Below are 26,409 nucleotides of genomic sequence, written 5' to 3'. Positions count from 1 at the left end.
CGTATAATAAAAAAGTATTCATAAATATAATTATAGAAAGGTCGCATTAAAGTGCAGTATATTAAAGTAAATAACCTTGCCTTTCACTATGAAGATGAACCTGTACTTGAAAATATATCGTTCGAAGTCAATTCAGGGGATTTTGTCATGTTGACAGGTGAGAATGGTGCAGCGAAGACCACGCTGTTACGTAATATTTTAGGCTTGCTTAAGCCAACCAAGGGAAATGTTAACGTGTCTACGAAAAATCGCTGGAATGATAAGCTTGTTGTCGGCTATGTTCCTCAACAAGTGGCATCATTTAATGCAGGCTTTCCAAGTACAGTGCTTGAGCTCGTACAGTCTGGACGTTTCCAGAGAGGCAAATGGTTTAAAAAATTAGATAAGCAGGATAAAGAGCATGTACGTCGTTCCCTGGAGTCAGTCGGGATGTGGGACATGCGTAATAAGAAAATCGGTGAATTATCTGGTGGTCAAAAGCAACGCATTTCCATTGCGCGTGTCTTTGCAACAGATCCCGATTTGTTTGTATTGGACGAACCAACAACAGGCATGGATGTTCATTCTCGAGAGCAATTTTATAAGTTATTAAAGCATAATAGCAAAGATCATGGTAAAGGTGTTTTAATGGTTACTCATGACCATGAAGAGCTTCGGCGCTATGCTGATAAGCATATACAGCTTGTGCGGAAGGAGGGATCACCTTGGAGATGTTTTTCTATGGATTCATGCAAAGAGCCTTCCAAGCATCATTCCTCATTTCATTAATTGCACCGATGCTCGGCCTATTTTTAATTTTACGTAGACAATCTTTAATGGCTGATACGCTTTCACATGTTTCGCTAGCAGGTGTTGCATTAGGGATGTTAATTGGAGTTAATCCGACATGGACAAATATTTTCGTTGTCGTAGCCATTGCGATTTTACTTGAATATTTACGCATGTTGTATCGGACGTACTCAGAAATCTCAATTGCGATTTTAATGTCTGGGGGAATGGCTTTAGCACTCGTTTTAATGGGGTTAAATCAAGGTGGGGCAACCTTAAGTATGAATCAATTCCTTTTTGGCTCGATCGTTACGATTAGTGAACAACAAATATGGATGTTACTTGGGTTAACCATTATGATTGGACTATTATATTTAGTCTTTCGAAAACCGATGTATATATTAACGTTTGATGAGGAAACGGCATTTACAGCTGGCTTACCTATTAAAACGATGTCGATTTTGTTTAATGTTCTAACAGGCGTAACAATAGCGGTGATTATGCCGATTGTTGGTGCCTTATTGGTCTCTGCGATTCTCATTTTGCCAGCAGCGATTTCAATGCGACTAAGCAAAAGTTTTAATGGCGTAATTATGATTGGCGTAATTATCGCATTAACGGGTATGTTTACGGGGCTTATTGGGTCTTATGGATATGGTACGCCGCCTGGCGCAACGATTACATTAATCTTTATTATCATTTTTGGTATAACGGTGTTGGTTAAGAAATGGTTTCTCCAAATAAAACGAGGAAGATTATTGAGTAGAAGAGATGCATAGTTTAGCTTGCATGTAGAATAACTGCTACAATATATAGGCACAAGTTAAACCTATTCTTTTCATCAACGCTTCTCGTACCACGCAATGGTCTTGGATTAACATTGGCCAATATAATTACTGATTACTGTAAGTGGATGATTGAGCTGGATAGCAAGCTCAGAAAGCGCAATGCATGGTTAAGTGAGAACGTTAAATGTTTGGAAATTGAGCTATATGAAAAGGATAGACATAATTGTGAACCCAATTGATTAGTTAGAGCCTGAGACAAAAGCGTCATTAGAAACCTAAAATCCGATCAATTAATATCTAAACATATATAACGCTTCAGCAAAATACTTCGTTTTCACTCTCAAGCACAAGGGAGACATCTTGATAAACTCGGTGTCTCCCTAACCGTGGGCACGACCACTGACCTACAGGATGTAGGTCAGTGTCACACGAGGTGACGGGTTTAGTCTAAGATCCACTGTGTGAAGAAGAATATTTCACATAGTGGATCTTCAGCTCGTGCTATACCCATAGGATAAGGGAAGTGTCGTCAGCCATACATCGCACGAAGGAAATCGTTCTTTATTTACGAGGCGTCTTCGTATTTGCCTATGCTTTGTCCAGATTGTTTGGATGTTCATGACTTCAGCTTCGTTTTGTCCCAACTCAAGGTTGTTCTATGATGTGGAGGGTGGATGCATTGTCTTCGTTACGAATAACATAAGCAATCGTTGACCCATCAGCACTCACAGTGAAATTATCGATGCTATCATCGTCAGACATTTCAGGAGTATGTAACGCTGTTAGCTGTTCACTACTAGGGTCAAAATGTTGAAATGTGTTTTTATAATCGAAAAGGATAATCGTTCCATCATACAATGGAAAAGTGGCGACACCCATCCCAATTTCTATCTCCTCTTCTTCTTCTAAATCAAAAGCCATATGGGTCATATCATCGTTCTCATCAAATGTAGCATATAAAGCGTAGCGATCATCATATGTTAAAATACGTGATTGTGATCGTTCATTATGTGCGAATAAATTCTCAGTAGTAAGGATAAATTCTGAGTGATCAGACTCTAAATCGTAGGTTAATATACCAACATCAAAGACAAGAATAATGAGTTCGTCTTCCCCTTCTTTTAATGCAATACGTGGGTAATGGCTCAGTTCTTCATCTGTTTCGTTATAGACTGTTTCAGTAATATCTAATGCCGTAACTTCATTTTCTTCAATGTCCCAAAATGTTATGGTCACATTTTCATCATAATCTAAGTAACGATGATAAAAGTGAGGATCTTCATTATAATTCGATCGAGAAGGTGTTAGAATTTCATCCCAATCATTGTCCATGACATATTTGGTGGTTTCCTCTGTTTCAGGATCATAGGCTAAGATGGCATGTCGCTCTTCAACTGGCAAGTCCCAATCCGCTTGATTCCGAATGACTTTCCCCTGTTCTGACATGAAGATAGAACTTATATTGTCCGTGTTGAAATCAAGTTCTGTTATTTCCCCATTTATCCAGACATATGCACGCTCTGTATTAGAGAGTCGCTCATCAGCCTCTCCCCAAAGCAATCTATTTCCTTCACCTGAAAATGAAAAGACCTGATTGTTTGCATAGCCGTCAACTTCGATAACCTCTTTTTCTGTATAGTGGTCTAGATCTGCATCAGGTTGTTCTTCATCATTATTTTGATCGCTAGTATTTTCTGTAGGTGTTGTGTCATTCTCTGTCTCTCTCATGTTTTCACTAGTGTCAGCACATGCGACTAATAGCGATATTGTGATAATAAATACGATAAAGGTCCGTTTCTTCATTTCATTTTCTCCCCCATTTTTGTTTTCAACGTCTAACATTGCAAATTGAAATGCTTGTATAACTACTACCCAATAAAGGTATTAAGCAAACACAAGAGAGTAGATAAAAGTGATGGAATGAAAAATATCTCCATGAAATTTTCTGAGTGTTAAATGAATAAGCCAAAGCCACACCCACGGAAAGCGGAACATATCTCACCTGCGAATCTAAGACGAAAGGTTTATAATCAATCGAAAATCTATATTCAAAGTCAACGCTTATATTTAATATTAGGGTTACCCTTATGCTATCTTGGCTGAACCTGAAAATTTGGATGAGAAAGTTGAGTAATAAAGAAAAAAAGGTCTCGGTATGATAAGCAGTACTTATCATAGAGATAAGATGAGTGGATTGAAATAAACGGTGTTTAAAACGAGCAAGTAATAAGCTTTATTTTAAAATGAGTAAAGGCTTCTCTCTTTTATCAAAACGGATTCTGTTTTGGAGCTTGATTTTGTCACAGATAATCGCCCGTAAAATCCCCCTCAAAATAGAGAGTAGAGCAAATCGATTGAGGTGGGTGATAACGGCGATAATCTCTTGATTCACTTAACTAACCATTAGTGGGAGAAGGACGAAAACTCCCACTGATTGAAGGTTCGTTTTATGCGCGAACGGCAAGGGATTATTTCACCTTAACACTATTTATCTTCTTCAACAAATAAAGCAAGTACGGTGCACCAATTAATGAAACGATGATTCCAGATGGAACTTCTTTTGGCGCCAGCAAAAATCGCCCTAAGAAATCGGCGCTAAGCAATAATATACCACCAATCATTAAACTTAACGGAAGCAGTCGGATTAATTTCGGTCCGACTAACTGCCTTGCGATATGAGGTGCTAATAATCCGATGAAACCTATTGTTCCAACAACAGCAACGCTTATCGCCGTTAATGCAACAGCAAGAATGATCATTAAAAGACGCATCTGGCTTGCTTTTACCCCGAGTCCAATCGAGACTTCATCATCGAACGAAAGAATATCGAAGGTAGAAGCAAATAGAATAATGATCGGTAAAATAATGAAACTAGCAACGCCGATGATTATAAAGTCATTCCAACTGGTCCCGTAAGTACTACCAGCCAACCACGTTAAAGCAAGTCCTGCATAAAGGTTAGCGCGTACTAATAGAATTTGGATAATCGCCGAACCAACGGCAGAAATGGCAATACCTATTAAAATAAGAATCATTGGTTGAAAGCCGCTTCTTGCGCTAATGACAAGAATCATCCCCATTGTTAAAAAAGCACCTATAAAAGCACCAACAGCCACAAAGGAAATCGGTGCTTGTTGAAAGACGAGCAAGAATAACATCGCAAAGACGCTAGCACCTGATGAAATTCCTAAAACAGATGTATCAGCTAGTGGATTACGCAGAACGGTTTGCATTAATAAACCACTTCCTGCCATCAGCATCCCAATTAAAAAGCTCACAAGCACACGTGGAACACGAAAGTCCCATACATAGCTGTTGTGCATCATTTCTTGGGGGAGTTCAATCAGCCTAGTGAAGCTCGTCCCACCAAAGGACAGACTAATGACGATTAAAAGTAATGTTACTAGAACGATCATAAAGTAGAAAGGCTTATAACGTACGATCCGTACTTTTCCTTCTAAAGCACTACCTGAAGCACGTGTTTGCTTACGCATTTTTAATGCCAAATAAATAAGCCAAGGTGCCCCGATAATTGCGGTCATTGCCCCAACTGGCAATTCCGATGTTTCGGAGATAATCCGGACTAATATGTCAGCAGTAATGAGTAAGCTTGCGCCGACAATGATATTGCCAATAATCATCGAACGATGTTTGGTGAATCCCATTAATCGAACTAAATGTGGAGCGATAATACCAACAAACCCAATCGGACCGACGACCGAAACGGTAATTGAAGTGAGTAAGATTGCAATTAGCCATCCAGCCGCTTTGGTAATGGTAATATTTTGTCCAAGTCCAATGGCTACATCATCACCGAGCAACAGAAAGTCGAAGCGATGGCTGATCAGCAAGCCGATAAAAACTAAAATAATAATCCATGGTGCGGCAAACGTCACCCCACCCCAATCTAACTGCATTAAAGTACCTGATCCCCACAAAAACAGACCAGCAACTTCATTAGCAAACAAGAGCTGTAATGCACTTGTTAATGAAGAAAAAAGCATGGTTATAATTAGTCCTGTTAAAGCAATTCGAACAGGATCAAGTGATTTCCCTACCAAAAAGGTCACGCAAAATGCTGCAGTAAATCCACCAGCTAACGTAACGAGCAGAGGAAAAGCATGGCCGATTGCAGGAAAAAAGATTGTAAAACAAACGACAAAAAAATAGGCTCCGGCATGGATGCCCAGTGTACTTGCACTAGCGAGCGGATTTTTTGTCATGGTTTGGAGAAGCATACCAGCTATAGCTAAAGCGGCACCAGTTAAACAGCCGATTACAAAACGAGGCATTCGACTATGTAGTAGAAAATTCATTTGTTGCTCATCGTGCCATACCTCTTGCCAAAACCTAAAAAAGCCTGTTGAGGCTTGCCCTTGGCTGACATGAATAAGGCCAAGGACAATAAATAATAATAATGTCCCAATCAATAAGAAAGCAGGCTTCATTTTCATACGATCACTTCGTTAGTGCCTCTTCAACATTTTCAATCAATGTTTCCATCGATAAGACGCTACCAAACGTCCATACGCCAGCACCAATATCGTACATAGCATCATTTTCAACAAAGTAAAGTGAATTCCAAGCACTATTATCGGCTAAGTTGTCAAATAGAGGATCATCTTTTTGAACAGTGTGCAAGAAAAGCGCTTCTTGGTAATTTGATACACCCTCAACATTTGCTTCGATAAAGCCATAGTCTACTGCATCTTGATCTTGAATTTTATTTGTTAACCCCATTCCTTCAAGCACATGGCTCACCATTGCGTTTGGTGTGAAAAGACGAAATGTTGGTGCGTCACTAACGGAAAACGCTTGAGTAAAGACAAATTCGGTCGTTGGCAAATCAGCTGCCTCGATATTTTCTTTTGCGGCTGCTAATCGTTCTTCTAAATCAGCAATGGCTTGCTCTGCTTCTTGTTCTCTACCAACCAATTGAGCAGTAGTTCGTAAATTTTCAAGTGTATTTGCATATAAATCTTCTAAAACCTCTTCAGTAGCTGTTTCATATAAAACAACAGGAGCGATTTTTTCTAATTCAGGGACCATCGCTTCTTGATAACCAGCTACACCAATAATCACATCAGGCTCTAGTTTGGCAATTTCTTCAATATTCGGCTCTGTTCTTAAGCCAACATCAACGACAGTGTCGTCCAATTGAGCGTCGATCGTTACCCATGTGTTAAATCCTTCAACATCTGCAACGCCAGCAGGTTGAACACCTAATGCCAATAATTCTTCAGCAATACTCCATTCAATGGCTACGACGCGTTCTTGAGCACCTTCAAATGTCTGTTCTCCCAGACTATCCGTAATGACAAACTCCTCGTTTGTTTTATCTTCAGTTGCTTCAGCATCTGTTGATGTATCTTGCTCCATACACCCTACTAATAATAATGTAAATAAAAGTATGGCAATAATTAATCGTTTTTTCATTGTGTATTCCCCTTTATAGTATGGTTTATCCTAAAGCTGAACTTGCTTCTTTTTGGTGCTTGATTTTTCCATATGAAAGACAAATTGGATTTTGACTGAATGGACAAACAGCCAACATCGCCTCAATCTGAAAAATTTGTTGCAGATTGGAAACCGTCATGACCTGATGTGGTTCACCATACTCAACTACCGCTCCGTCACGCATAGCAATTAAGTGATGTGAGAAGCGCGAGGCATGGTTTAAATCATGAAGCACCATAACGATAGTTTTCTTCTGTATACTATTTAATTTTTCAAGTAGCTGTAAAATATCAAGCTGATGTGACAGATCTAAATAAGTGGTCGGTTCATCTAAGATGACGATTTCTGTATCTTGAGCCAGGGCCATTGCAATCCAGACACGCTGGCGTTGACCACCTGATAGGGCATCGATTGGCCTGTCTTGAATTTCACTCAACCCTGTTTCCTCTAATGCCCAATCAATCGCTTCTATATCAATTGACTTTAATTTTCCAAATCTAGACTGATGTGGGGCGCGTCCATAGGTGACAAGCTCTCTAACCGTTAATCCAGCTGGCGCTTCAGCTGATTGGGGTAAAATTGCCATCTTTTGAGCAACCTCACGTGTAGGTGTTTCACTAATTGATTTTCCATCTAAATATATTGCTCCACCACTTGTTTTGAGAATACGAGCAATAGATTTTAATAGTGTTGACTTACCACAACCATTTGGTCCGATGATTGTCGTGATTTGTCCTTTGGGTATGGTAATACTTAATTCATTTATAATCAGTTCATCATCATATCCGACTTTAACTTGATCTACTGAAATCAATTGCAACCCTCCTACTTGAAAATGATTATCAATATCAAATTATAGCTTATGTCAATGAGATAAGCAACAAAATCTAAAAAAAGATTTGTATACTTATCTGGGATTAATATTATGAAAGCATGCGATTAATTACGAATTTTTTGAAAAAATTCATAAAAAAACACCTGTTAATAACATTGATTTTTCTGTTATAAACAGGTGTCTAATTCAGAAAGCTGTTTCAAGCGTTTATTATGGAATGATCAGCTACTTTTGCTTGTAGACCCTTTATCTTGCGTGCTGCCACGAAGCATTGATGGCCATTTCTCATGGTTAAGTGACGTTGCTTTGTATTGATATCTTCTACATAATCAAGGTTGACAAGATAGCTTTTGTGAGAACGGTAAAAACGCGGGTGGAGGTTTTCAAAATATTAATTACAAATGTCGTAAACGTTCGATTTTTGATCGTAAACGCTTAATATCCTGATTGTTCAACAAGATTTCACTTTATCACAGATAACCGGTCGTAAAGGGCTCAAAATAGAGATCAGATATATCTGTTTAACCACTGTTTGAAGTTTCGTTTTATATACATTTTTAAAGCAAAACGGGTTAAATTATCGGTGTAGTTTAATCTTGTCAACAAAGAAACTGACAAATCTAGATTTAGTAAAGATTGAATCCAACCCTGTAACCGCTTTATTATTAAGGTGTAGTCATTATCTATGATACCTATTATTTGAAAGGAGAATGTCTCATGTCAAAACAAGGGGTTCGTTCAAAAGTACAACAGTTTGGTAGTTATTTAAGTGGGATGGTGATGCCGAACATTGCCGCATTTATTGCTTGGGGGCTGATTACTGCATTATTCATTCCAGATGGTTGGATACCGAATGAAACTATAGCTGAGTTAGTCGGGCCAACGATTAATTATTTACTACCATTATTAATTGGTTATACAGGAGGAAAGATGGTCTATGGTGCCCGTGGGGGTGTTGTAGGTGCGATTGCAACCATGGGGGTTATTGTCGGTGCAGCTGGAACACCAATGTTCTTGGGTGCCATGATTATGGGACCGTTATCAGCTTACTTAATGAAAGCATTTGATAAGCCATTTTTACCGAAAATTCGTTCAGGTTTTGAAATGCTTTATAATAACTTTTCGGCTGGTATTGTAAGTGCGATTATTGCAGGGTTTGGTGTGTTAGCAATGGGGCCAGTTGTAAGCGGTCTAAATCGCGCATTAGGTGCAGGTGTTGAAGCCATTGTAAATGCCGGTTTATTGCCAGCAGCTAGTTTATTAGTGGAACCAGCAAAAATTCTATTTTTAAACAATGTGATTAATCATGGGGTGTTTACACCACTAGGCACAGAACAAGCTTTAGAAGCAGGAAAATCAATTTTATTTCTAATTGAAACAAATCCGGGTCCAGGCCTTGGTATCCTTCTAGCATTTATGATCTTTGGAAAAGGTGCGTCAAAAGCTTCTGCTTCTGGTGCCTCAATTATTCACTTCTTTGGTGGGATCCATGAGATTTATTTCCCATATGTGTTAATGAAGCCAATGCTTATTTTAGCAGCTATTGCTGGTGGTGCGAGTGGTGTTTTAACCTTCTCATTATTTGATGCTGGTTTAACATCGTCACCTTCACCGGGAAGTATTATTGCGTTATTAACGATGACACCAAGAGGTAATTATGTCGGTGTTATTGCAGGCGTTGTGGTCGCAGCAGCTGTTTCTTTCCTTGTTGCTTCTGTGATTCTAAAGGCAGATAAGAGAGAAGAAGCGGATGATATTAGTACAGCAGCAGGCAAAATGGAAGAAATGAAAGGAAAGAAAAGTTCTGTAGCAGGATCATTTGATCAAACAGAGGTGACATCAGTGACTGCAGCAGATGTTAATAAAGTCGTATTTGCTTGTGATGCCGGTATGGGATCAAGTGCGATGGGCGCTTCCTTGCTAAGAGATAAATTCAATAAAGCAAATATTGATATCGAGGTCATTAATAAAGCGATTAATGATATTCCAAATGATGCTGATATTATTATTACCCACAAAGATTTAACAGATCGTGCTAAGGCTAAGAAAGCAGATGCTTATCACATTTCAGTTGAGAACTTTTTAAATAGTCCTAAATATGATGAACTTGTTAAAGATTTAAGTGAAGCCTAATCAAACAACCTTGTCTTCGTGTGACTGAAGACAAGGTTGTTTTTTGCAGGTTAGAAAAGTAAAAATATTAACAAAAAAGTGGATGACGTACCGTTGACATTTAAAGATGTTAAGTAGAAGAAAAGCTACTTATTAAATAATGTCAACATCTTTATCGACGAAATTAGTTGTTTGTTTTGTTGAGAAACTATAATGCTTGGGCTTATTATTATGGTATAAGGGTAGAAATAAGTAAAGGGTGTTAACAAAGTTGGCTTGCAATCAATGAGAAAAGGGTGGTGAATGTGTATATATCGGGTCGTGAACGAAAGATAATCGAAGAGTTATTAAATAATGAGAGCGGCATCACGATTGAACAACTAGCAGCGATACTTGATGTAAGTAGTCGAACGATTCATCGGGATTTAAAAATTGTTGAAGATATTGTTGTTGATCATCATCTATCATTAAGCAAAAAAGCCGGCGTTGGTGTTAAGTTAGAAGGGAATAAGGTAGATAAGAAACAGTTAGATCTCTCTTTGGCTCAAGTTGAATTTACCGATTACACGCCTGAAGAGCGCCATGCTATTATTTTAACAACTTTATTAGAGTCAAGTGAACCGATTAAATTATTTACTTTAGCAAACGAGTTAAATGTTACCGTTGCCACGGTCAGCCATGATTTAGATAAACTTGAAGCGAGTTTGGAAGAATATAAATTGACCTTGATACGCAAACGTGGCTATGGCGTTAAGGTTGAAGGGAAAGAGTCTTATAAGCGAGCAGCACTCAGTCATTTAATCTCTAAGTATGTTGATGAATTAGATTTTATCTTGTTTATCAAAAAAAACATTGAAAACCAAAACGAACCACCAATAGATTCTATTTCAGAGCGATTATTAGGACTTGTTGACCAATCAAAGCTTGTGACGATTAAAAAGAGTATCGAGCATATAAAAAAAGAGCTTCCTTATGAGTTGGCAGATCGTTCATATATTGGTTTAGTGGTTCATCTTGCCTTAGCCATTGAGCGCCTCCAAAAAGGAGAGCGGATTCATTTTGACTTAAACTATTTAAATGAATTAAAAGATACAAAGGAATATAAGATAGCTGAGAAAATAATTATAGAATTACAACACGCTTTTCAATTGTCAATTCCCGCTGATGAAATAGGCTATATAACTATGCATTTACTAGGTGCTAAGTTAAGGTCAGATCAAGATTATTTGTTAGAGGATTCCGCCGTAAATATTATTTATTACACAAAAGCATTAATTACAGAAGTAGAGGAAAAGATAGGGGTGCCTTTAACCAATCATAAAAGCCTGTTTCATGATTTGATTACTCATCTGAAGCCGACTATCTATCGGATCCAGAAAGATATGCATATTAATAATCCACTTATGGAAGAAATAAAACGGGATTATCAAGACTTATACCAGATCATTAAAGAAGCCTGTCGCAACGTTTTTGATAGTATTAGCTTTCCAGATGAAGAAATAGCCTACTTAGTATTGCATTTTGCAGCGGCTTCAATTCAAAGGGAAAGTCAACATAAGTTATCAGCATTAGTGATTTGCTCAAGTGGGATTGGCACATCTAAAATGCTGGGTTCCAGAATTAATCAAGAAATTAATGAAATTGCCAACATTGACCATTGCTCTTTATTTGAGTTAGAGCATATTGAGGTTGAGAAGTATGACTTAGTGGTTTCAACAATTCCTTTAAGAGAGCAAATTAAAGATTATGTACTTGTCTCGCCTATTTTAACTGAAAATGAAATAGCCAAATTAAAGTCAATTATTAAGAGAAGAACATTAACTAATCAATCGAACCCATCGAAACCGGGTGATGTTGAGAGATTGACGGGAACAGACATACAAAAAAGGTTAGAACGGATGCAAATTTATTCACGGGTGTCATTAGGACTTCTATTATCCTTTGATGTTTATCAAGTGACTGAATCACTTGCAAAAGAAGCAGTCATTAAATTAGCCTGTGACCAACTATTAGACGGTCAATATATTGTCAATACGCCAGACGTTTATCAAGCGCTGTTAGATAGGGAAACTTTAGGCGGCTTAGGGATCCCTGGTACAAGGCTATCGCTTTTTCACACAAGGCAAAAACAAGTAAAAAAGCCGGCGTTTGTTATTTATCATTTAAGTACACCACTATCTATTAAAGGCATGGATAATCGTGAGATGACAACAGACACCTTGTTGTTTATGCTATCCCCTCTTTATGCAGAGGATGAATGTTTAGAAGTGCTCAGTTTTATTAGTGGCTTAATTATTCGTGATCAACAGACCACGGCATTGTTTGAATCAAGCCATAAAGAGAAGATTAAGCACTATTTATCTCAACAGTTAAATACATTTATTAATGAAAAATTATGATTGGAGTGTTCAACATGGCAAAAGAAATTTTGACAAAAGACAATATCACTTTAGGAGCAACATTAACAGATAAAGAAGCGGCAATCCGCTTTACTGGACAAATATTAGTTGATAATGGCTATGTAGAAGCATCATATGTCGATAAAATGATAGAAAGAGAACAGGTGACAACGACATATATCGGCAATAATGTGGCGATTCCACATGGTACTGAGGATGCCAAAAAAGCAGTGAAGGAAACCGGGTTATCTGTTGTTATTTGCCCTGATGGTGTCGATTTTAATGGTAATACGGTCAATATTTTAATAGGGATTGCTGGAAAAGGAGACGAACACTTGGAGATTTTATCAAAAATCGCCCTAGTTTGTGCAGAGGAAAATAATATTCAGATCTTAATTCAAGCTTCTTCAAAGCAAGAAATTATTGATCTTTTTAGTGGGGTGAACTAAATGAAGGCTGTTCATTTTGGTGCAGGTAATATTGGTCGAGGCTTTATTGGCTTGCTGCTAGACAGATCAGGATATCACACGACTTTTGTTGATATTAATAAGCAAGTCATTGATGAAATCAATCAAAAACAAACGTATACGGTGATACTGGCTGACCAAGCACAAAATCAGGAACAAGTAACAAATATTTCTGGTATTAATAGTGCAACAAACCCTGAAGCGGTAGTGGATGCAATTGTTGAGGCAGATATCATTACAACAGCCGTAGGCGCCTCTATCTTACCGATTATTGCTGAATTACTTGCTAAAGGCTTAGCAAAGCGTCTAAAAGAAAATAAACCCTCGGTTAACGTGATTGCTTGTGAGAATATGATTGGCGGAAGTGGCTTATTAAAAGATCATATACTTGAGAACATGTCTGCTCAGGATCAAAGTATGATCAATAAACGTGTTGGTTTTCCAAATGCTGCTGTTGATCGAATCGTTCCTAATCAATCACATGAACAATTATTGACCGTGTCGGTTGAACCTTACTATGAGTGGGTGGTTGATCAAGAAGCGATTAAAGGGGAGAAGCCTAATATTGCAGGAGTTACTTATGTATCTGATCTTGCTCCATTTATAGAGCGCAAGCTGTTTACCGTTAATACAGGTCATGCAGTTGCTGCTTATTTAGGTTATAACATGGGGTTCAGTACAATTAAGGAAGCGATGGATTCTTCTCAAGTGCTCAGTTTAGTCAAGGGTGCTTTAAAAGAAACCGGGCGCGTGATTGTGAAGCAGTTTGGATTTGATCAAGCAGAACACGAGGCCTACATTGAGAAAATTATTTCGCGCTTTCTAAATCCACATATATCTGATCAAGTGACACGTGTAGCACGAGGGCCGTTACGGAAATTGAGTAAAAATGATCGATTCATTCGACCGGCTACGTTGTATCTTGAATTATTTGGCGAAGAGCCGGTTTATCTAGCTAAGGCAATTGCTGCGGCATTAAGTTTTGATTATCAAGAAGATCAAGAAGCAGTTGAACTTCAAACAAAAGTAAACGCCAAGGGTTATTCGCAAGCATTGGCAGAGGTCGCTGAACTAGGACAAGATCATCCGTTGATTGAAGCGGTTATAAAACAATTAGATGCATTAACTTGAGGGTTAGTTCACCTTGATAGTTGGCGAACTGATCAATGCTAAGTTTCTGTTGGGGTGTCGCAGTTATGACAAAGATCATAAATGAAGATCGAACGGATATGTTCGGTCTTCATTTATCACAGATAACCGTCCGTAAAACCCCACCTCAAAATAGAGAGTAGAGCAAATCGATTGAGGTGGTGATAACGGACGCTAATGTTCGGATTCACTCAACGAACCATTAGTGGGTGGGTAAGATCGTAGACTAAAACCCCCACATCTTTAAGAAGGATTACGGACTAAGACCGCCACGTCCTTAATTTTAAGAAGGATTACAGACTAAGACCGCCACGTCCTGTGGCAACGTCTGCATAACCTACATCCTGTAGGCCCACGTCTGCATAACCTACATCCTGTAGCCCTCCGTCTACTGATTGAAGGTTCGTTTTTACCCTTTCCTGGAGAAAACTTCACCGTTTGTAGCCCTGCGATTCTCGACCGCTATTCCTGATCCCCAAGCCCCTTCCTTTATACAATACAGCCTCTTATTATTTAAAGCTTTCCAGCCTGTGAAAGAAATTTAAGTTTTGAACGTTTGCTCAAAAACTTTCATGTGGATAGCAACGGAACAGTCGCTATCTGTTCTGTCTGGTCATGCTGCATGAACCAATTATTTCTTACCAACTCTATCTCAGAAATTTTACTTGTTCCAAAGGACAAGGATCGATTCTCTGCTAAGAAGTTAAAAAAATCTTTCCTATGTTTTAGATAAGACTGCTGAAATCGGAGGCAAGTAATATGGGCAGTGTGGGCTTTATAGCGTTGATCCAATGTATTCAGTACATCTGCTTCTTTAATATTTTTCCTGATGTTGTCTCGTAATAACACCAATGTTGAATCATCGGGAAAGCCTTGAATCATCACACCGTCCGGTGAGGCGGTGATGCCTTCGTAGTTAATTTGAAATGAAGGAATAGTGCGTACAGCTTTTTCAATGGCTTCTATGTATGGTGTGTAACTGAGTTGACTCGTATCTATATGCGAGGCACATGAGATAATTGAAAGAATCGTTGTATGGAATTCAGTCGGTTGATAATAATATTGATCGGGTTCTAACTGGTAAGCCTGTTTTAAAAAACGCATAATTGCCTGTTGGACAGCTCGTGATGGACGACAGATCAGAGAAATAGCACGTTTAGAGTCGTCTTGTTGATTTAAAAGGTCTGTGCCAACATTAAATGCTTTCGCTTTAATCGCTTCTTGCCATAATCGATCGTATGTTGCTGCTATTTTATCATGCGACATATAAACCTTCCTTTATATTTATGGTTTCATTTATAACACGATTCGACCGTGTAATTGTATAATAAAGTTTACCATAGTTGTTAATTAGATTAACGTATTTTCCATGAAATTATTTATCACAGATAAGCGTCCGTCTCGAAATAGAGAGCAGCGATCATCTATTTAGGTGGAAGATAACGGACGTTAATGTCCTGATTCACTCAGCTAACCATCAGTGGGTTAAAAACGTAAATGCCAACTGGTTGAAGTTTTATTTTATGAAAAAACGTGAAACCATTCAATGCATGCATAAGGGGACAAATGTGATTTGATAGGACCGATTGATTTCTTTTTAGTGTTAGCCATCATTATGAAAATGGTTATATACCTTCCACACTTAGACCATGCCAATCCTCTCTTTCAAGCATATACCAATATTGAAAGATAATTGATAAAGAAAGGAGAGGACTTATTTGGAGGAGAAAAATCAATTAGAAGCGATGTGCAAGAAGCCAATAAAGCAGCACGAAGCGAAGACAACCAGAGTAGACTGTGACAGCGCATCTTATTTTGGTGGGAATGCGTATATTCCTGTTGTTTTAGCAGATGCCGAATTACAGGCATTAGTCGAGTCAGAAATTAAGCTTCCTTCTCAAGCTAGAGAAATTAAGAGTATAAAGAGAAATGTGCATATTACGCAGTGCAAAGCGATTCCATCAGTCATTCCGGGGCGAGGCTTTTTTCCTGAAGTAAAAGTATTTGTGTCAGGTTATGTTCATAAAAATATTCAATATGTAGATGATTATAAAGGTTACGTGCATGACTATGCTGTTAACGTGCCGTTCAGCTGTAACCAAAGCTTTCGGGTTTTCCGATCACCGGAAGAGCAGTTTAGTCAAAAATCTACCATATCCAATGAGAGAATATATCTTGACAAAAAAGGTCATGGGGCGGAGCGCCACGTTTCAGGTGGAGCCAGTTATGAATTTTATAATGAACCGATAGAGTGTAAGTTGCTATTTAGCGTGGTCAACGATTTAGATCTTCATAAAGACGTCGATCAATATGGGCGCTTTCACAAAATCGTAGAAAAAGCAGAAGTTGTCTTATTCTTTAAACTTTATCAAAAGCAACAAACTTCTTTACCGATAGGAGGCTTTGGAGCCCAAGTTGATCAACCGAGTGAGGGCAAAGTAGCTAAGAACGAAAAACAAGATAGTAAAGCTCAAGCTACGACAAATGATCAGGAATATGAAAGTGCAAAAGAACGGATTAAAGCGATTGTTGCTAGGATTGAGAGTCTCGATAAATAACGTCTATAAAAACTCTGTTGCTTCATGAAACAGAGTTTTTATTTACTATTACTACTTCTTTAATAAATGGATTGACGTTTTTTATCACAGATAACCGCTGGCTCAAAATAGAGAGCAGAGATCCTCTATTAAGGCGGGAACTAACGGCGCTAATGTCTTCATTCACTTAACGACTAATCGGTGGGGGCGACCCATGGTCGATACGTATCATAGCTAGAGGAGATGATCATCGAAATAATCATGCGAATAGGTGGTTGAATTTGTTAGAATGGAATTAGTGTCTGTTATCATATTGAGCGACTACATTAATATTTGGAATAGAAAACCTGTGATATGATGTCAGTAAATAATGAATGATTTAATTGTCAAGGTTCAATTTGCTAAAATTAAAGTTAAACTAGACTAGTAAAATGAAGTGTTGTACTGGAATTTCGTTCAAAGATTTAGCTAATACTTTTTAAATCTGTCTTTCGGAAAGTGTCCTTCAGCAGTGAAAGCTAACGCGTTATTAAGCTGCCATTCGGAAAAGTGAGTAGAATTAATAGGTTTAAAAACATATTATACGAGGGGGAATACATAATGGGATCGTGTTCTTGGCCTGGCAATCATACACTCATGCAAAGCTATCATGATAATGAGTGGGGTGTGATTAGTAAAGATGATCGTTATTTGTTTGAAATGTTATCATTAGAAGGTGCACAAGCAGGTTTGTCATGGTATATTGTTTTATCAAAGCGCCAAGGTTATCGAGCTGCGTTTCACAATTTCGATATCAACTATTGCGCAAGGTTAACTGATCAACAATTAGCACAGATTAAAGCAGAGGGTGATGTAATTAAACATTTGGCCAAGTTGCAATCTGTTCGAAATAACGCTAAAGCCGTATTGAAGATTCAAGAGGAATTCGGTAGTTTAGCAAAATTCTTTTGGCACTATTTGGATGATAAGCCAGTTGTAAATAGTTGGCGTTCGGAAAAACAAATCCCTGTTGAGACGCTGTTATCTAAACAGATTAGTAGAGATTTAAAAAAGCGCGGTTTTAAATTTGTTGGACCAGTCACTATCTATTCTTTCATGCAGGCTATAGGTATGGTAGACGATCATCTGATAACATGCCAGTATCATTCTATTAATAAGCGATAAGTAAAAGTTATGGTTAAGGTAAATGGTCGTGAATTATTATGACGTTTTAATGGATAAACGCCATAATAATTATAATGTGGATTATACATTAACCTAATTTACTTTCTCTTGCCATTTTTTAAGCTTTTTTCGTATGAGCGCCTTAAGTTCGTCGTCTGATTCAGACAATCTAAAATATAACGCCAAAGCAATTAACATAACATCGACACACTCTTCTTTGACGTCGTCTAAGCCGAGCTGTTTATAAGCATTGCCACTTGCTTTTAAATAAGACAAGATCGCTTGATTTGTTTCACCGACTTCTTCAGACAGCTTAAGTCCCATTTGTTCGAGTGTCTTTTTCTCATGTGCACTCATTTGCTTAATGTCTTGAATGAGTTGTTCCATTTGTATCTCTCCCTACTTTAAATAGACGTTAGCCTTTATTATATCTTATCTGTTAGATGGATAGAATGGTGATACTTTAAGAAAAAGATAAAGGATTTGTTCGGGTGTTTGCCGAATTTATTCTAGTAGTACTTTATTATTAGAGTTTTCGAGACGATGTTGTGATTGCTATTATTTTAATTTGAATTTTATCACAGATAACCGTTCGTAAACCGCCCATCACAAAATAGAGAGTAGAGGTCAATCTATTTAGAAGGGCGCTAACGGGAACGCTAATGTCCTGATTCACGCAACGAACCATTAGTGGGTGGGTAAGATCGTAGACTAAAACCACCACATCTTTAAGAAGGATGACAGACTAAAACCGCCACGTCCTGTGGCAACGTCTGCATGACCTACATCCTGTAGGCCCACGTCTAGATGACCTGCATCCTGTAGCCCTCCGCTCACTGATCGAAGTTTTGTTTTTTATACTACTACATATTTAGAGAAAGGGATGTGAGTTCGATGTCAAATTCAAAAGAAGAATTGGCGATTGAAACAGTGGGTCTTGTTAAGCATTTTGGCGAGAACCGAGCAGTTGATGGGGTAGATTTATCTGTAAAAAAAGGCACCATTTACGGTGTGCTAGGGCCGAATGGTGCAGGTAAGACGACAACGATTCGTATGTTAACGACATTGTTGAAAGCTGACGCAGGCAAGGCCAAAGTACTTGGTTTTGATGTGAGTAAAGATGCTGATCAAGTCAGACAGCGCATTAGTTTAACGGGCCAGTTTGCCTCATTAGATGAAGATTTATCAGGGATGGAAAATATGGTGATGATAGGTCGCTTATTGGGGTTCACACGAAAAGAAGCAAAACAACGTGGTCAAGAACTTTTGACTGCTTTTGACTTACAGGATGCGGCCAAAAGACAGGTGAAAAATTATTCGGGCGGTATGAGAAGGCGCCTTGATATAGCTGCAAGTATTATTGTTTCACCTGAAATACTATTTTTGGATGAGCCAACAACCGGTCTAGACCCTAGAAGTCGAAACCAAGTTTGGGATATTATCCGCTTGTTGGTTGATGCTGGAACAACCGTCCTCTTGACCACGCAATACTTAGATGAAGCCGACCAGCTTGCTGACCGAATTGCGGTGATTGATCATGGAAAAGTGATTGCAGAGGGGACGAGTAGTGAACTGAAGGCATCTGTTGGAAGCGGTAAATTGCATGTTCGCGTATTAGATCCTGAAGCTCGTGACGACGCAGCACAGATATTAAAAGGGGCCCTAGAAGTGGATGTTCAACTTGGTTCGGATCCGTTAGTGATCACAGCCCAAGTGTCAGATCATAAACATGTTGCCCGAGCGTTGACAGATTTGGCATCTGCTAATATAACGATTACAGATTTTTCGCTAGGTCAACCGAGTCTTGATGAAGTATTCCTAACATTAACCGGAAAACCAGTTGAGGATCAAGTAAAAGAAGCGGAGGGGAATGTATGAGTCAAAATCTAAATCAAACAGAAGCCCTTAAACAAGCATTGTCTAATCGTTCACGTCCAAAAAAAGCAAGTCCATTATCGACATGTGCAACTTTTAGTGGGCGAATGCTGTTGAAAATAAAATATGTTCCTGAGCAATTATTTGATGTCACTGCTTTTCCTGTTATTTATTTGCTTATGTTTACTTATTTGTTTGGTGGCGCTATTGCCGGTTCTACAAGTGCCTATTTGCAATTTGTTTTACCTGGTATCTTAGTTTTAACAGTTGTAATGATCACCATGTACACGGGAATTGAATTAAATAACGATATTAAAAAAGGGATCTTTGATCGCTTTCGAACGTTGCCAATATGGAATCCATCTGTATTGGTCGGTGCTTTGATCGTTGATGTTGTTCGTTACTTAATGGCCTCTACGATTATGCTTATTTTAGGTTATTTACTAGGCTTTCGAGCAGATGGTGGTATTTTAGGTATTATCTTAGGTTTGGCTATTCTATTGTTTTTTTCCTTCAGCATTTCATGGATTTGGACAACACTTAGTTTAATTATGCGTTCAGAGAAGTCATTAATGGCAGCTAGTATGATGATTCTTTTCCCAACAACGTTTGTCAGTAATGTATTTGTGGCGCCTGAAACGATGCCAAATTGGTTAGCCGCTTTTGTTAAGGTAAATCCTATATCATTATTAGTTGATGCGGTTAGAGGATTTATGGAGGGCACACCAGATTATCATGCTTTATTGTGGGTGTGTGTGGTTTCAGTTTTATTAATTGCCATTTTTGGACCATTAACGATGTTTTTATATAAACGCAAATAAAAAATGGGGTTGGAGATAAAGAGGCTATATGAAAAATATAGCCTCTTCATTTATTTAATCACAGGTAACCGTCCGTAAACACCCAAAAAGAGAACGTGCGTTCTTGATTTGCTCAGTATAATAAATTATAATTTATTTATTAGAAAGGGAGGGGAGAATTTGCATATCGCAGATCCATTATATGGTGAGTTTCAGTTGGACAACGTATTAGTCGAACTTATCCAGAGTCAACCTGTGCAACGGTTAAAGAAGATCCATCAAGGTGGAGCCAGCTATTTAGTCAACCCAGATTGGGAGGTCACACGTTACGAGCATTCAGTTGGTGTGATGTTATTGATCAAAAAAGTGGGTGGTTCAATTGCTGAGCAAATTGTTGGATTACTCCATGATATTTCCCATACGGCATTTTCTCATGTGATTGATTTTGCTTTAGATAACCAACATGAAGATTATCATGAACAGATTTATCAACATGTCGTATTGGAATCAGAGATCCCATCAATACTTGCTAAGTATGCTTATGATAGTGATGATATTTTGTTTAATCAAAAGAAATGGACCTTACTTGAACAATCTGCTCCTGAGCTTTGTGCTGATCGTATCGACTATACGATAAGGGACATGCACAGGTATGGTCATATTTCGATAAAAGAAGTGCAAACTTTCCTGGATCATTTAATTGTCGTGAACGGTAGGCTCTATCTTGATCAGTTAGATGCAGCTACGTGGTTTATGGAAACCTATCATAAAGAAGTGATTGATTTTTTCTTAGACCCATTAAATGTATATGGTTATGATCGATTAGCGCGCGTTTTAAAAATAGCGTTAACTGAAAAGATAATACATTTTAATGATCTTTTAACAGATGACAACACCGTTATGACTAAACTTAAAGATTCCCAACAACCACAGATACAGAGTTATTTATCTCAATTACATTCAGATGTGATTGTACAAGCAGGTCATCAGTGTGATTATGATGTGTATCGAAAGAGCAAAATCCGCCTTGTCGACCCCTCTATATGGGATGGCTATCAGCTAGTTAGCGCCTCACAGTTATCAGAACACGCAAAGGCAGTAAAGGAAACGACGTATCAAAAAGCACAAACAGGTGCTTATGTTAAGATTTTTTCTGTAAAATAAAATTTAATCTTAATTAATGACTGAGTATGAATGCTTAAAAAAAGAAAGGAGTAGATTTGATGGACTACGCCATACATTATCATGCACCAGATCCAATGGCGTATATTGCTTTGCGGGTTGAAGGTGGGATGAGCGAAAAGTCACAGCAAGCGGCAGAAATAGGGTTAAAAAATGCGCTGTTTACAGTATGTATTTATGATCAAGAAATGTTAATAGGGTTAGGGCGAATCATCGGTGATGGGGGCACCGCTTTTCAAATCGTTGATGTTGTCGTTAAACCGAGTTATCAAGGTCGAGGATTGGGTAAAGTCATTATGACTGAATTAATGACCTATTTAGATCAACACACTTACCCAGGTTCTTATGTAAGTTTAATCGCTGATGGTCCAGCCGATAAATTATATGCTCAATTTGGCTTTACCTATACATATCCTTATTCACAAGGCATGTTTAAGATGTATAAATGACCTGGAGTTCTGTTGATTTATTTATCAGAGTAGGCGTTAATTTAAATAATAATTTCAATATGTAAAATGGCTTTAAAGAAGTGAGTATTCAAAAAAACAAATAAAACAAACCTTCAATCCAGTGGTGGGCTCTTCCTTCGCCCGCTGATTGCACGTTCGTTGCGTGAATCAGGCCCCTCTCAATCGATTGACCGCTGTTCTCTATTTTGAGGTGGGTGTTTTACGGTCGGTTAACTGTGATAAAAGTTCGAAAAAGGGTTTGGTCATCAATATGATGATCAAGTCCTTTTTGTATACTTAGATTCATGTGCTTAGGAAGAGCAAATAAGCGTTTTTAATTATATATTCAAATTATAGTTTGAATGTCTATTGACTAACATTCAAATGATTATTAGAATGTAAATATAATCAAACAAACATTTGAATGAAGGTGGATCATATGAGTAAAGAGAATAAAGGAACAAATGATACATGTGAAGTACTCAGTTTTAATGAAGATAAAGTATATCGCGTCAAGGCAATGGTTGAGCGTGAGCGTCTTGCTTCTGTAGCAGATATGTTTAAAGCTTTATGTGATGAGACACGCTTGAAAATTGCTTATGCTTTAACACAAGAAGAAAAATTGTGTGTCTGTGATGTGGCCCATATTATTGGCTCATCAACAGCAACAGCATCGCATCATTTGCGTCATCTCAAAAAGCTAGGTTTAGCGAAAAGTGAGAAGCAAGGCAAGCTCGTCTACTATGCGTTAGATGATGATCATGTGAAAACATTAATTACCATTGGGATTGTTCATGGAAAAGAGGTTGATGATCGTGATTCAGAAAAATAATGATCCAGCTAATAAGCATGTTTACCGAGTACAAGGATTCTCATGCGCTAACTGCGCTGGAAAATTTGAGCGAAATGTTAATGCACTTCCTGGTGTCTCGGAAGCGAAGGTAAATTTCGGTGCTTCAAAAATTTCTGTTTATGGCGAAGCTTCGGTGGAGCAATTAGAGAAAGCGGGTGCTTTTGAACACTTAAAGGTTACACCTGAACACGAGCAATCATTACCGGCTGGTGAAAGTGCCGATTACGATAATGAAGGGAAAATACCTTTCTACAAAAAATACTATAATTTGTTGTTTTCGATGCTGTTCTTACTCACGGGTATCATCTCTTTTTTCATTAATGGAGAAGAAAATATCGTTACGATTCTTCTATTTGTGATAACAATTTTCGCTGCTGGATCAGACCTTTTAAAAGTAGGGTTGATAAATTTACGCCAATTTGATTTTGATATGAAGACATTGATGACATTGGCAGTAATCGGTGGTGCGATTATTGGGGAGTGGTTTGAAGTTGCGGTCGTCGTCATTTTATTTGCCATTAGTGAAGAACTGGAGCGTTTTTCAATGGATCGTGCCCGTCGTTCCATTCAATCGTTAATGAATATTGCGCCGAAAAGAGCATTAATTAGACGGAATGGGCAAGATCAAATGGTACCGGTTGAGTCGATTGAAGTTGGCGATGATATGATTGTGAAGCCGGGGGAGAAAATTGCGATGGACGGCGTTGTAGTCAAAGGGCATTCTTCTGTTAATCAAGCAGCGATCACTGGTGAATCCGTCCCTGTTGAAAAGCATGTCGAGGACACTGTTTTTGCGGGTACGTTAAATGAAGAAGGATTATTGGAAGTACGCGTGACTAAGCATGTTAAAGATACAACAATTGCTAAGATCATTCATTTGGTTGAAGAGGCACAAGCAGAGCGGGCACCGGCTCAAGCTTTTGTCGATAAATTTGCTAAGTATTATACACCAGCGATCATGATCATTGCATTACTTGTTGCGATCATTCCTCCACTGTCATTCGGGCTGAGTTGGCAAACATGGATCTACCAAGGGTTAGCTGTTCTTGTTGTTGGCTGTCCGTGTGCATTAGTGGTATCAACGCCGATCTCGATTGTTTCCGCGATTGGAAATGCAGCTAGAAATGGCATTCTGATAAAAGGTGGTATCTATCTAGAAGAGCTCGGATCTTTAAAGGCAATCGCTTTTGATAAAACGGGAACATTAACCAAAGGTGTGCCTGTTGTTACAACTTATCAGGTTTTATCCGATCAACGAGATAAGGATGAATTGTTAAAAAACATTGCTGCACTTGAATATCAATCGCAACATCCACTGGCCTCCGCTATTTTAAAGCAAGCTGAGGGTACTGGATTTGAAACGATTGATGTCAGAGAGTTCCAGTCTTTAACCGGTAAGGGGATTAAGGGGACAATAGCTGGAGAAGTTTACTGGATTGGGAGCCCACATTTGTTTCAGGAACACTTTTCAGAACGAATTGATCGATCGATTGAGACGCGTATCAAAGCTCTTCAATTACAGGGCCAAACGGTTATGCTCGTTGGCACAACGGGAGCATTGCTGGCTGTCATTGCTGTAGCTGATCAAGTACGTCAATCGAGTGCATCCGTCGTGCGTCATCTACATGAAGCTAATATTCAAGAAACGGTTATGTTAACAGGTGATAATCAAATAACCGCTCATGCAATTGGCGAACAGGTTGGTGTAACACGAACGCAGGCAGAGCTTATGCCTGAAGATAAATTAAATGCAATCAGGGCATTAAGCGATCAATTTGGTAAAGTGGCAATGGTCGGTGATGGTGTAAATGATGCACCAGCTTTAGCTGCTGCTACTGTAGGAATTGCAATGGGAAGCGCTGGAACAGATACCGCTCTAGAAACGGCTGATGTAGCATTGATGGGTGATGATTTGACTAAATTGCCTTTTGTTGTAAAGTTAAGCCGCAAAACACTGCGTGTTATTAAGTCCAATATAACATTCTCAATTTTGATTAAGTTGGTGGCCTTGTTATTAGTTGTTCCGGGTTGGCTCACCTTATGGATTGCTATTTTATCGGATATGGGAGCTACTCTGCTTGTCTCATTAAATAGTATGCGACTCATGCGTGTAAAACCATAGCACATCTGTTTAATTATATGTTAGCAAAGCCGATCAGCTGAAGAGAATTGGTGATTATTAACAACCGTCGTGTAGCATGCTCAACCTGATCAAACATTCTTTTATCAATATAATGATGAAAAAGATAAAATTATTGAAATGGATTCGTAAAATAGGTGTTAATAATGAAGAGGGTGTCTCAAATGACTCCCTCTTTTCCTGTTACCAAATATTTTTTTTGCCAACGGGTCGTGTCTTTTTATATGCTTGATAGAAATGAGTAACTATCGTTTTAATGACAGCATAAGCAGGAACGGCAAAAATTAAGCCCACAAAACCGATGATTGCTCCGGCTGCTAGAATTATAATGACTACGGTTAGCGGGTGTATCTTTAACACTTTCCCCATAATATTCGGTTCAATTAAATTGCTTTCAATTTGTTGAGCAACAATCATTACAACAGCTGTCCAAACCCCTGTCATTGGATCTTGAAAAAATCCAACAACAACAGCAGGAATAGCAGATAACCAAGGGCCTAGGTAAGGAATTAAATTCATGAACAACGCAAAGACAGCAAAGATTAATGCATAGTCGAGGCCAACGATTAAATAACCTATTAACAACATAATCCCCACACTAAGACTAACTAAGGCTTGCCCTTGAATAAAGGAGCCGAGTGTTTCATTAATGTTTTTTAATAATCGCGTCAGACTTTCCGCTTTTGACTCACTAAAGAAGTTGGTGATGAAAGGAATAAATTTTTCGCGATCTTTTAACATAAAGAATAAGAAAAATGGAATTAATATGAATGAAAATAAAAAGCTAAAAAAAGCACCTAAAAAACTAAAGACAGACGTAGCCATTTGTTCGGTGTATTGTCCGATATTATCAACCATGTTGTCGATTGCATTTTGGACACTTTCAGGTATAAATTCTTGTCCATTGCGCCAGATGTTAATCATTTCCTCAATCCATTGTTGTATGTCCGGTCCACTTTCGGCAAGGCTATTAATCTGATCTTGAATCGGCGGTATAATAAAATAAACGCTGATAACAATAACCACAATGATGAGGAGGAAGACTATGATAATAGCTAGAAGACGTGGTACTTTTATTTTTTCTAATAAGTTAACAAAAGGATTGGTAATGTAATAGAGAAATCCTGCCCCAATCACGGGAACAGCAATCGCAGCTAATAACGTCCCGATCGGCTTAAAGACAAATCCAGTGAGGTTTAGTAAGTAAATTAATGTGAAGGTTAAAACAGCATAGATAAGAAAACGAAAAACTTTCTGATCTGTCATTGGATTAGCCTCCTCCTTTAATTGATAAATATCTATTTATAACCATTACCTAATTATTTAAAGCGTAAACACAAATTGGTTAAGTTTATTAGGTGATAAAATGTTATAATAATAGTGATAAGTTTGTTTATCGATTTAATTGGATAGATAAATCAAGATATAATAACT

The 26,409-nt window shown here is 38.2% G+C and carries 21 protein-coding genes and 1 pseudogene; 14 read left to right on the top strand and 8 right to left on the bottom strand.

What is annotated here, in order from left to right; genetic code table 11:
* The first annotated feature begins 51 nt into the window (after positions 1-51).
* Complete coding sequence (locus tag JOE23_RS14595; RefSeq protein WP_204439522.1) at positions 52-768, top strand: ATP-binding cassette domain-containing protein; 717 nt, start codon at positions 52-54, stop codon at positions 766-768.
* Positions 705-1,547, top strand: coding sequence for a metal ABC transporter permease (locus tag JOE23_RS14590; RefSeq protein WP_204439520.1), 843 nt, complete (start codon positions 705-707; stop codon positions 1,545-1,547). The genes JOE23_RS14595 and JOE23_RS14590 overlap by 64 nt, the downstream gene beginning before the upstream one ends.
* Positions 1,548-2,201: 654 nt before the next feature.
* Here the strand turns inward: JOE23_RS14590 and JOE23_RS14585 are convergent.
* The 5 genes and pseudogenes from JOE23_RS14585 to JOE23_RS18000 all read right to left on the bottom strand — a co-directional run.
* On the bottom strand, positions 2,202-3,359 hold the full coding sequence (locus JOE23_RS14585; protein ID WP_204439518.1) for a hypothetical protein: 1,158 nt from the start codon (positions 3,357-3,359) through the stop codon (positions 2,202-2,204).
* Between the two features lie 665 nt (positions 3,360-4,024).
* Positions 4,025-6,010 (bottom strand): iron ABC transporter permease, encoded by a 1,986-nt coding sequence (locus JOE23_RS14580; protein WP_239585447.1) that lies wholly within the window; start codon positions 6,008-6,010, stop codon positions 4,025-4,027.
* Positions 6,011-6,014: 4 nt separating this feature from the next.
* Positions 6,015-6,992 (bottom strand): ABC transporter substrate-binding protein, encoded by a 978-nt coding sequence (locus tag JOE23_RS14575; protein ID WP_204439516.1) that lies wholly within the window; start codon positions 6,990-6,992, stop codon positions 6,015-6,017.
* 25 nt (positions 6,993-7,017) lie between these two features.
* A complete protein-coding gene (locus tag JOE23_RS14570) occupies positions 7,018-7,833 on the bottom strand; it encodes an ABC transporter ATP-binding protein (RefSeq protein ID WP_204439514.1) in 816 nt (271 codons plus the stop codon).
* Positions 7,834-8,047: 214 nt separating this feature from the next.
* A pseudogene (locus JOE23_RS18000) lies at positions 8,048-8,218 on the bottom strand (LytTR family DNA-binding domain-containing protein); the annotation flags it as partial.
* 347 nt (positions 8,219-8,565) lie between these two features.
* Between JOE23_RS18000 and JOE23_RS14560 the strand changes: the two are divergent.
* The 4 genes from JOE23_RS14560 (at position 8,566) to JOE23_RS14545 (ending at position 13,957) form a co-directional block, all read left to right on the top strand.
* Positions 8,566-9,981, top strand: coding sequence for a PTS mannitol transporter subunit IIBC (locus tag JOE23_RS14560; protein ID WP_204439512.1), 1,416 nt, complete (start codon positions 8,566-8,568; stop codon positions 9,979-9,981).
* Positions 9,982-10,259: 278 nt separating this feature from the next.
* On the top strand, positions 10,260-12,359 hold the full coding sequence (locus JOE23_RS18210; RefSeq protein WP_204439510.1) for a PRD domain-containing protein: 2,100 nt from the start codon (positions 10,260-10,262) through the stop codon (positions 12,357-12,359).
* 14 nt (positions 12,360-12,373) lie between these two features.
* A complete protein-coding gene (locus tag JOE23_RS14550; protein WP_204439508.1) occupies positions 12,374-12,808 on the top strand; it encodes a PTS mannitol transporter subunit IIA in 435 nt (144 codons plus the stop codon).
* Positions 12,809-13,957 carry a mannitol-1-phosphate 5-dehydrogenase gene (locus JOE23_RS14545; protein ID WP_204439506.1) on the top strand — a complete coding sequence of 383 codons (1,149 nt, stop codon included), beginning with the start codon at positions 12,809-12,811 and terminating at the stop codon, positions 13,955-13,957.
* 588 nt (positions 13,958-14,545) lie between these two features.
* On the opposite strand, the gene JOE23_RS14540 is transcribed toward JOE23_RS14545, so the two are convergent.
* Positions 14,546-15,241 carry a hypothetical protein gene (locus JOE23_RS14540; protein ID WP_204439504.1) on the bottom strand — a complete coding sequence of 232 codons (696 nt, stop codon included), beginning with the start codon at positions 15,239-15,241 and terminating at the stop codon, positions 14,546-14,548.
* Between the two features lie 452 nt (positions 15,242-15,693).
* On the opposite strand from JOE23_RS14540, the gene JOE23_RS14535 reads away from it, so the two are divergent.
* Positions 15,694-16,533 (top strand): CsxC family protein, encoded by an 840-nt coding sequence (locus tag JOE23_RS14535; protein WP_204439502.1) that lies wholly within the window; start codon positions 15,694-15,696, stop codon positions 16,531-16,533.
* Between the two features lie 579 nt (positions 16,534-17,112).
* Positions 17,113-17,676: a DNA-3-methyladenine glycosylase I gene (locus JOE23_RS14530; protein ID WP_204439500.1), complete on the top strand. Its 564-nt coding sequence runs from the start codon at positions 17,113-17,115 to the stop codon at positions 17,674-17,676.
* Between the two features lie 93 nt (positions 17,677-17,769).
* Here JOE23_RS14530 and JOE23_RS14525 read toward each other — a convergent pair whose 3' ends face one another.
* On the bottom strand, positions 17,770-18,063 hold the full coding sequence (locus JOE23_RS14525; RefSeq protein WP_204439498.1) for a MazG-like family protein: 294 nt from the start codon (positions 18,061-18,063) through the stop codon (positions 17,770-17,772).
* A 507-nt stretch (positions 18,064-18,570) separates the two neighbouring features.
* On the opposite strand from JOE23_RS14525, the gene JOE23_RS14520 reads away from it, so the two are divergent.
* From JOE23_RS14520 to JOE23_RS14495, 6 genes are all read left to right on the top strand, one after another.
* Positions 18,571-19,554 (top strand): ATP-binding cassette domain-containing protein, encoded by a 984-nt coding sequence (locus JOE23_RS14520; RefSeq protein WP_204439495.1) that lies wholly within the window; start codon positions 18,571-18,573, stop codon positions 19,552-19,554.
* A complete protein-coding gene (locus tag JOE23_RS14515) occupies positions 19,551-20,372 on the top strand; it encodes an ABC transporter permease (protein WP_204439493.1) in 822 nt (273 codons plus the stop codon). The genes JOE23_RS14520 and JOE23_RS14515 overlap by 4 nt, the downstream gene beginning before the upstream one ends.
* A gap of 159 nt (positions 20,373-20,531) precedes the next feature.
* On the top strand, positions 20,532-21,515 hold the full coding sequence (locus JOE23_RS14510; RefSeq protein ID WP_204439491.1) for an HD domain-containing protein: 984 nt from the start codon (positions 20,532-20,534) through the stop codon (positions 21,513-21,515).
* A 59-nt stretch (positions 21,516-21,574) separates the two neighbouring features.
* Positions 21,575-21,982, top strand: a complete 408-nt coding sequence (locus tag JOE23_RS14505; protein WP_204439489.1) for a GNAT family N-acetyltransferase — start codon at positions 21,575-21,577, stop codon at positions 21,980-21,982.
* 439 nt (positions 21,983-22,421) lie between these two features.
* Entirely contained in the window at positions 22,422-22,814 is a 393-nt protein-coding gene (locus JOE23_RS14500; RefSeq protein WP_204439487.1) for an ArsR/SmtB family transcription factor, read from the top strand.
* Positions 22,798-24,957, top strand: a complete 2,160-nt coding sequence (locus JOE23_RS14495) for a heavy metal translocating P-type ATPase (protein ID WP_420827544.1) — start codon at positions 22,798-22,800, stop codon at positions 24,955-24,957. The genes JOE23_RS14500 and JOE23_RS14495 overlap by 17 nt, the downstream gene beginning before the upstream one ends.
* Before the next feature lie 201 nt (positions 24,958-25,158).
* Here JOE23_RS14495 and JOE23_RS14490 read toward each other — a convergent pair whose 3' ends face one another.
* Positions 25,159-26,241, bottom strand: a complete 1,083-nt coding sequence (locus JOE23_RS14490) for an AI-2E family transporter (protein ID WP_204439483.1) — start codon at positions 26,239-26,241, stop codon at positions 25,159-25,161.
* Between the last annotated feature and the right edge of the window lie 168 nt (positions 26,242-26,409).

Source organism: Amphibacillus cookii (assembly GCF_016908375.1).
Lineage (GTDB): Bacteria > Bacillota > Bacilli > Bacillales > Amphibacillaceae > Amphibacillus_C > Amphibacillus_C cookii.
The sequence above is the reverse complement of the archived record's forward strand: the minus strand, read 5'-3'. Positions and strand labels throughout refer to the sequence as shown.

Coding starts and splice junctions, on each gene's coding strand:
- JOE23_RS14585 (WP_204439518.1), bottom strand. CDS start 3,359: ATGAAGAAACGGACCTTTATCGTATTTATTATCACAATATCGCTATTA.
- JOE23_RS14580 (WP_239585447.1), bottom strand. CDS start 6,010: ATGAAAATGAAGCCTGCTTTCTTATTGATTGGGACATTATTATTATTT.
- JOE23_RS14575 (WP_204439516.1), bottom strand. CDS start 6,992: ATGAAAAAACGATTAATTATTGCCATACTTTTATTTACATTATTATTA.
- JOE23_RS14560 (WP_204439512.1), top strand. CDS start 8,566: ATGTCAAAACAAGGGGTTCGTTCAAAAGTACAACAGTTTGGTAGTTAT.
- JOE23_RS14550 (WP_204439508.1), top strand. CDS start 12,374: ATGGCAAAAGAAATTTTGACAAAAGACAATATCACTTTAGGAGCAACA.
- JOE23_RS14545 (WP_204439506.1), top strand. CDS start 12,809: ATGAAGGCTGTTCATTTTGGTGCAGGTAATATTGGTCGAGGCTTTATT.
- JOE23_RS14540 (WP_204439504.1), bottom strand. CDS start 15,241: ATGTCGCATGATAAAATAGCAGCAACATACGATCGATTATGGCAAGAA.
- JOE23_RS14530 (WP_204439500.1), top strand. CDS start 17,113: ATGGGATCGTGTTCTTGGCCTGGCAATCATACACTCATGCAAAGCTAT.
- JOE23_RS14525 (WP_204439498.1), bottom strand. CDS start 18,063: ATGGAACAACTCATTCAAGACATTAAGCAAATGAGTGCACATGAGAAA.
- JOE23_RS14520 (WP_204439495.1), top strand. CDS start 18,571: ATGTCAAATTCAAAAGAAGAATTGGCGATTGAAACAGTGGGTCTTGTT.
- JOE23_RS14515 (WP_204439493.1), top strand. CDS start 19,551: ATGAGTCAAAATCTAAATCAAACAGAAGCCCTTAAACAAGCATTGTCT.
- JOE23_RS14505 (WP_204439489.1), top strand. CDS start 21,575: ATGGACTACGCCATACATTATCATGCACCAGATCCAATGGCGTATATT.
- JOE23_RS14500 (WP_204439487.1), top strand. CDS start 22,422: ATGAGTAAAGAGAATAAAGGAACAAATGATACATGTGAAGTACTCAGT.
- JOE23_RS14490 (WP_204439483.1), bottom strand. CDS start 26,241: ATGACAGATCAGAAAGTTTTTCGTTTTCTTATCTATGCTGTTTTAACC.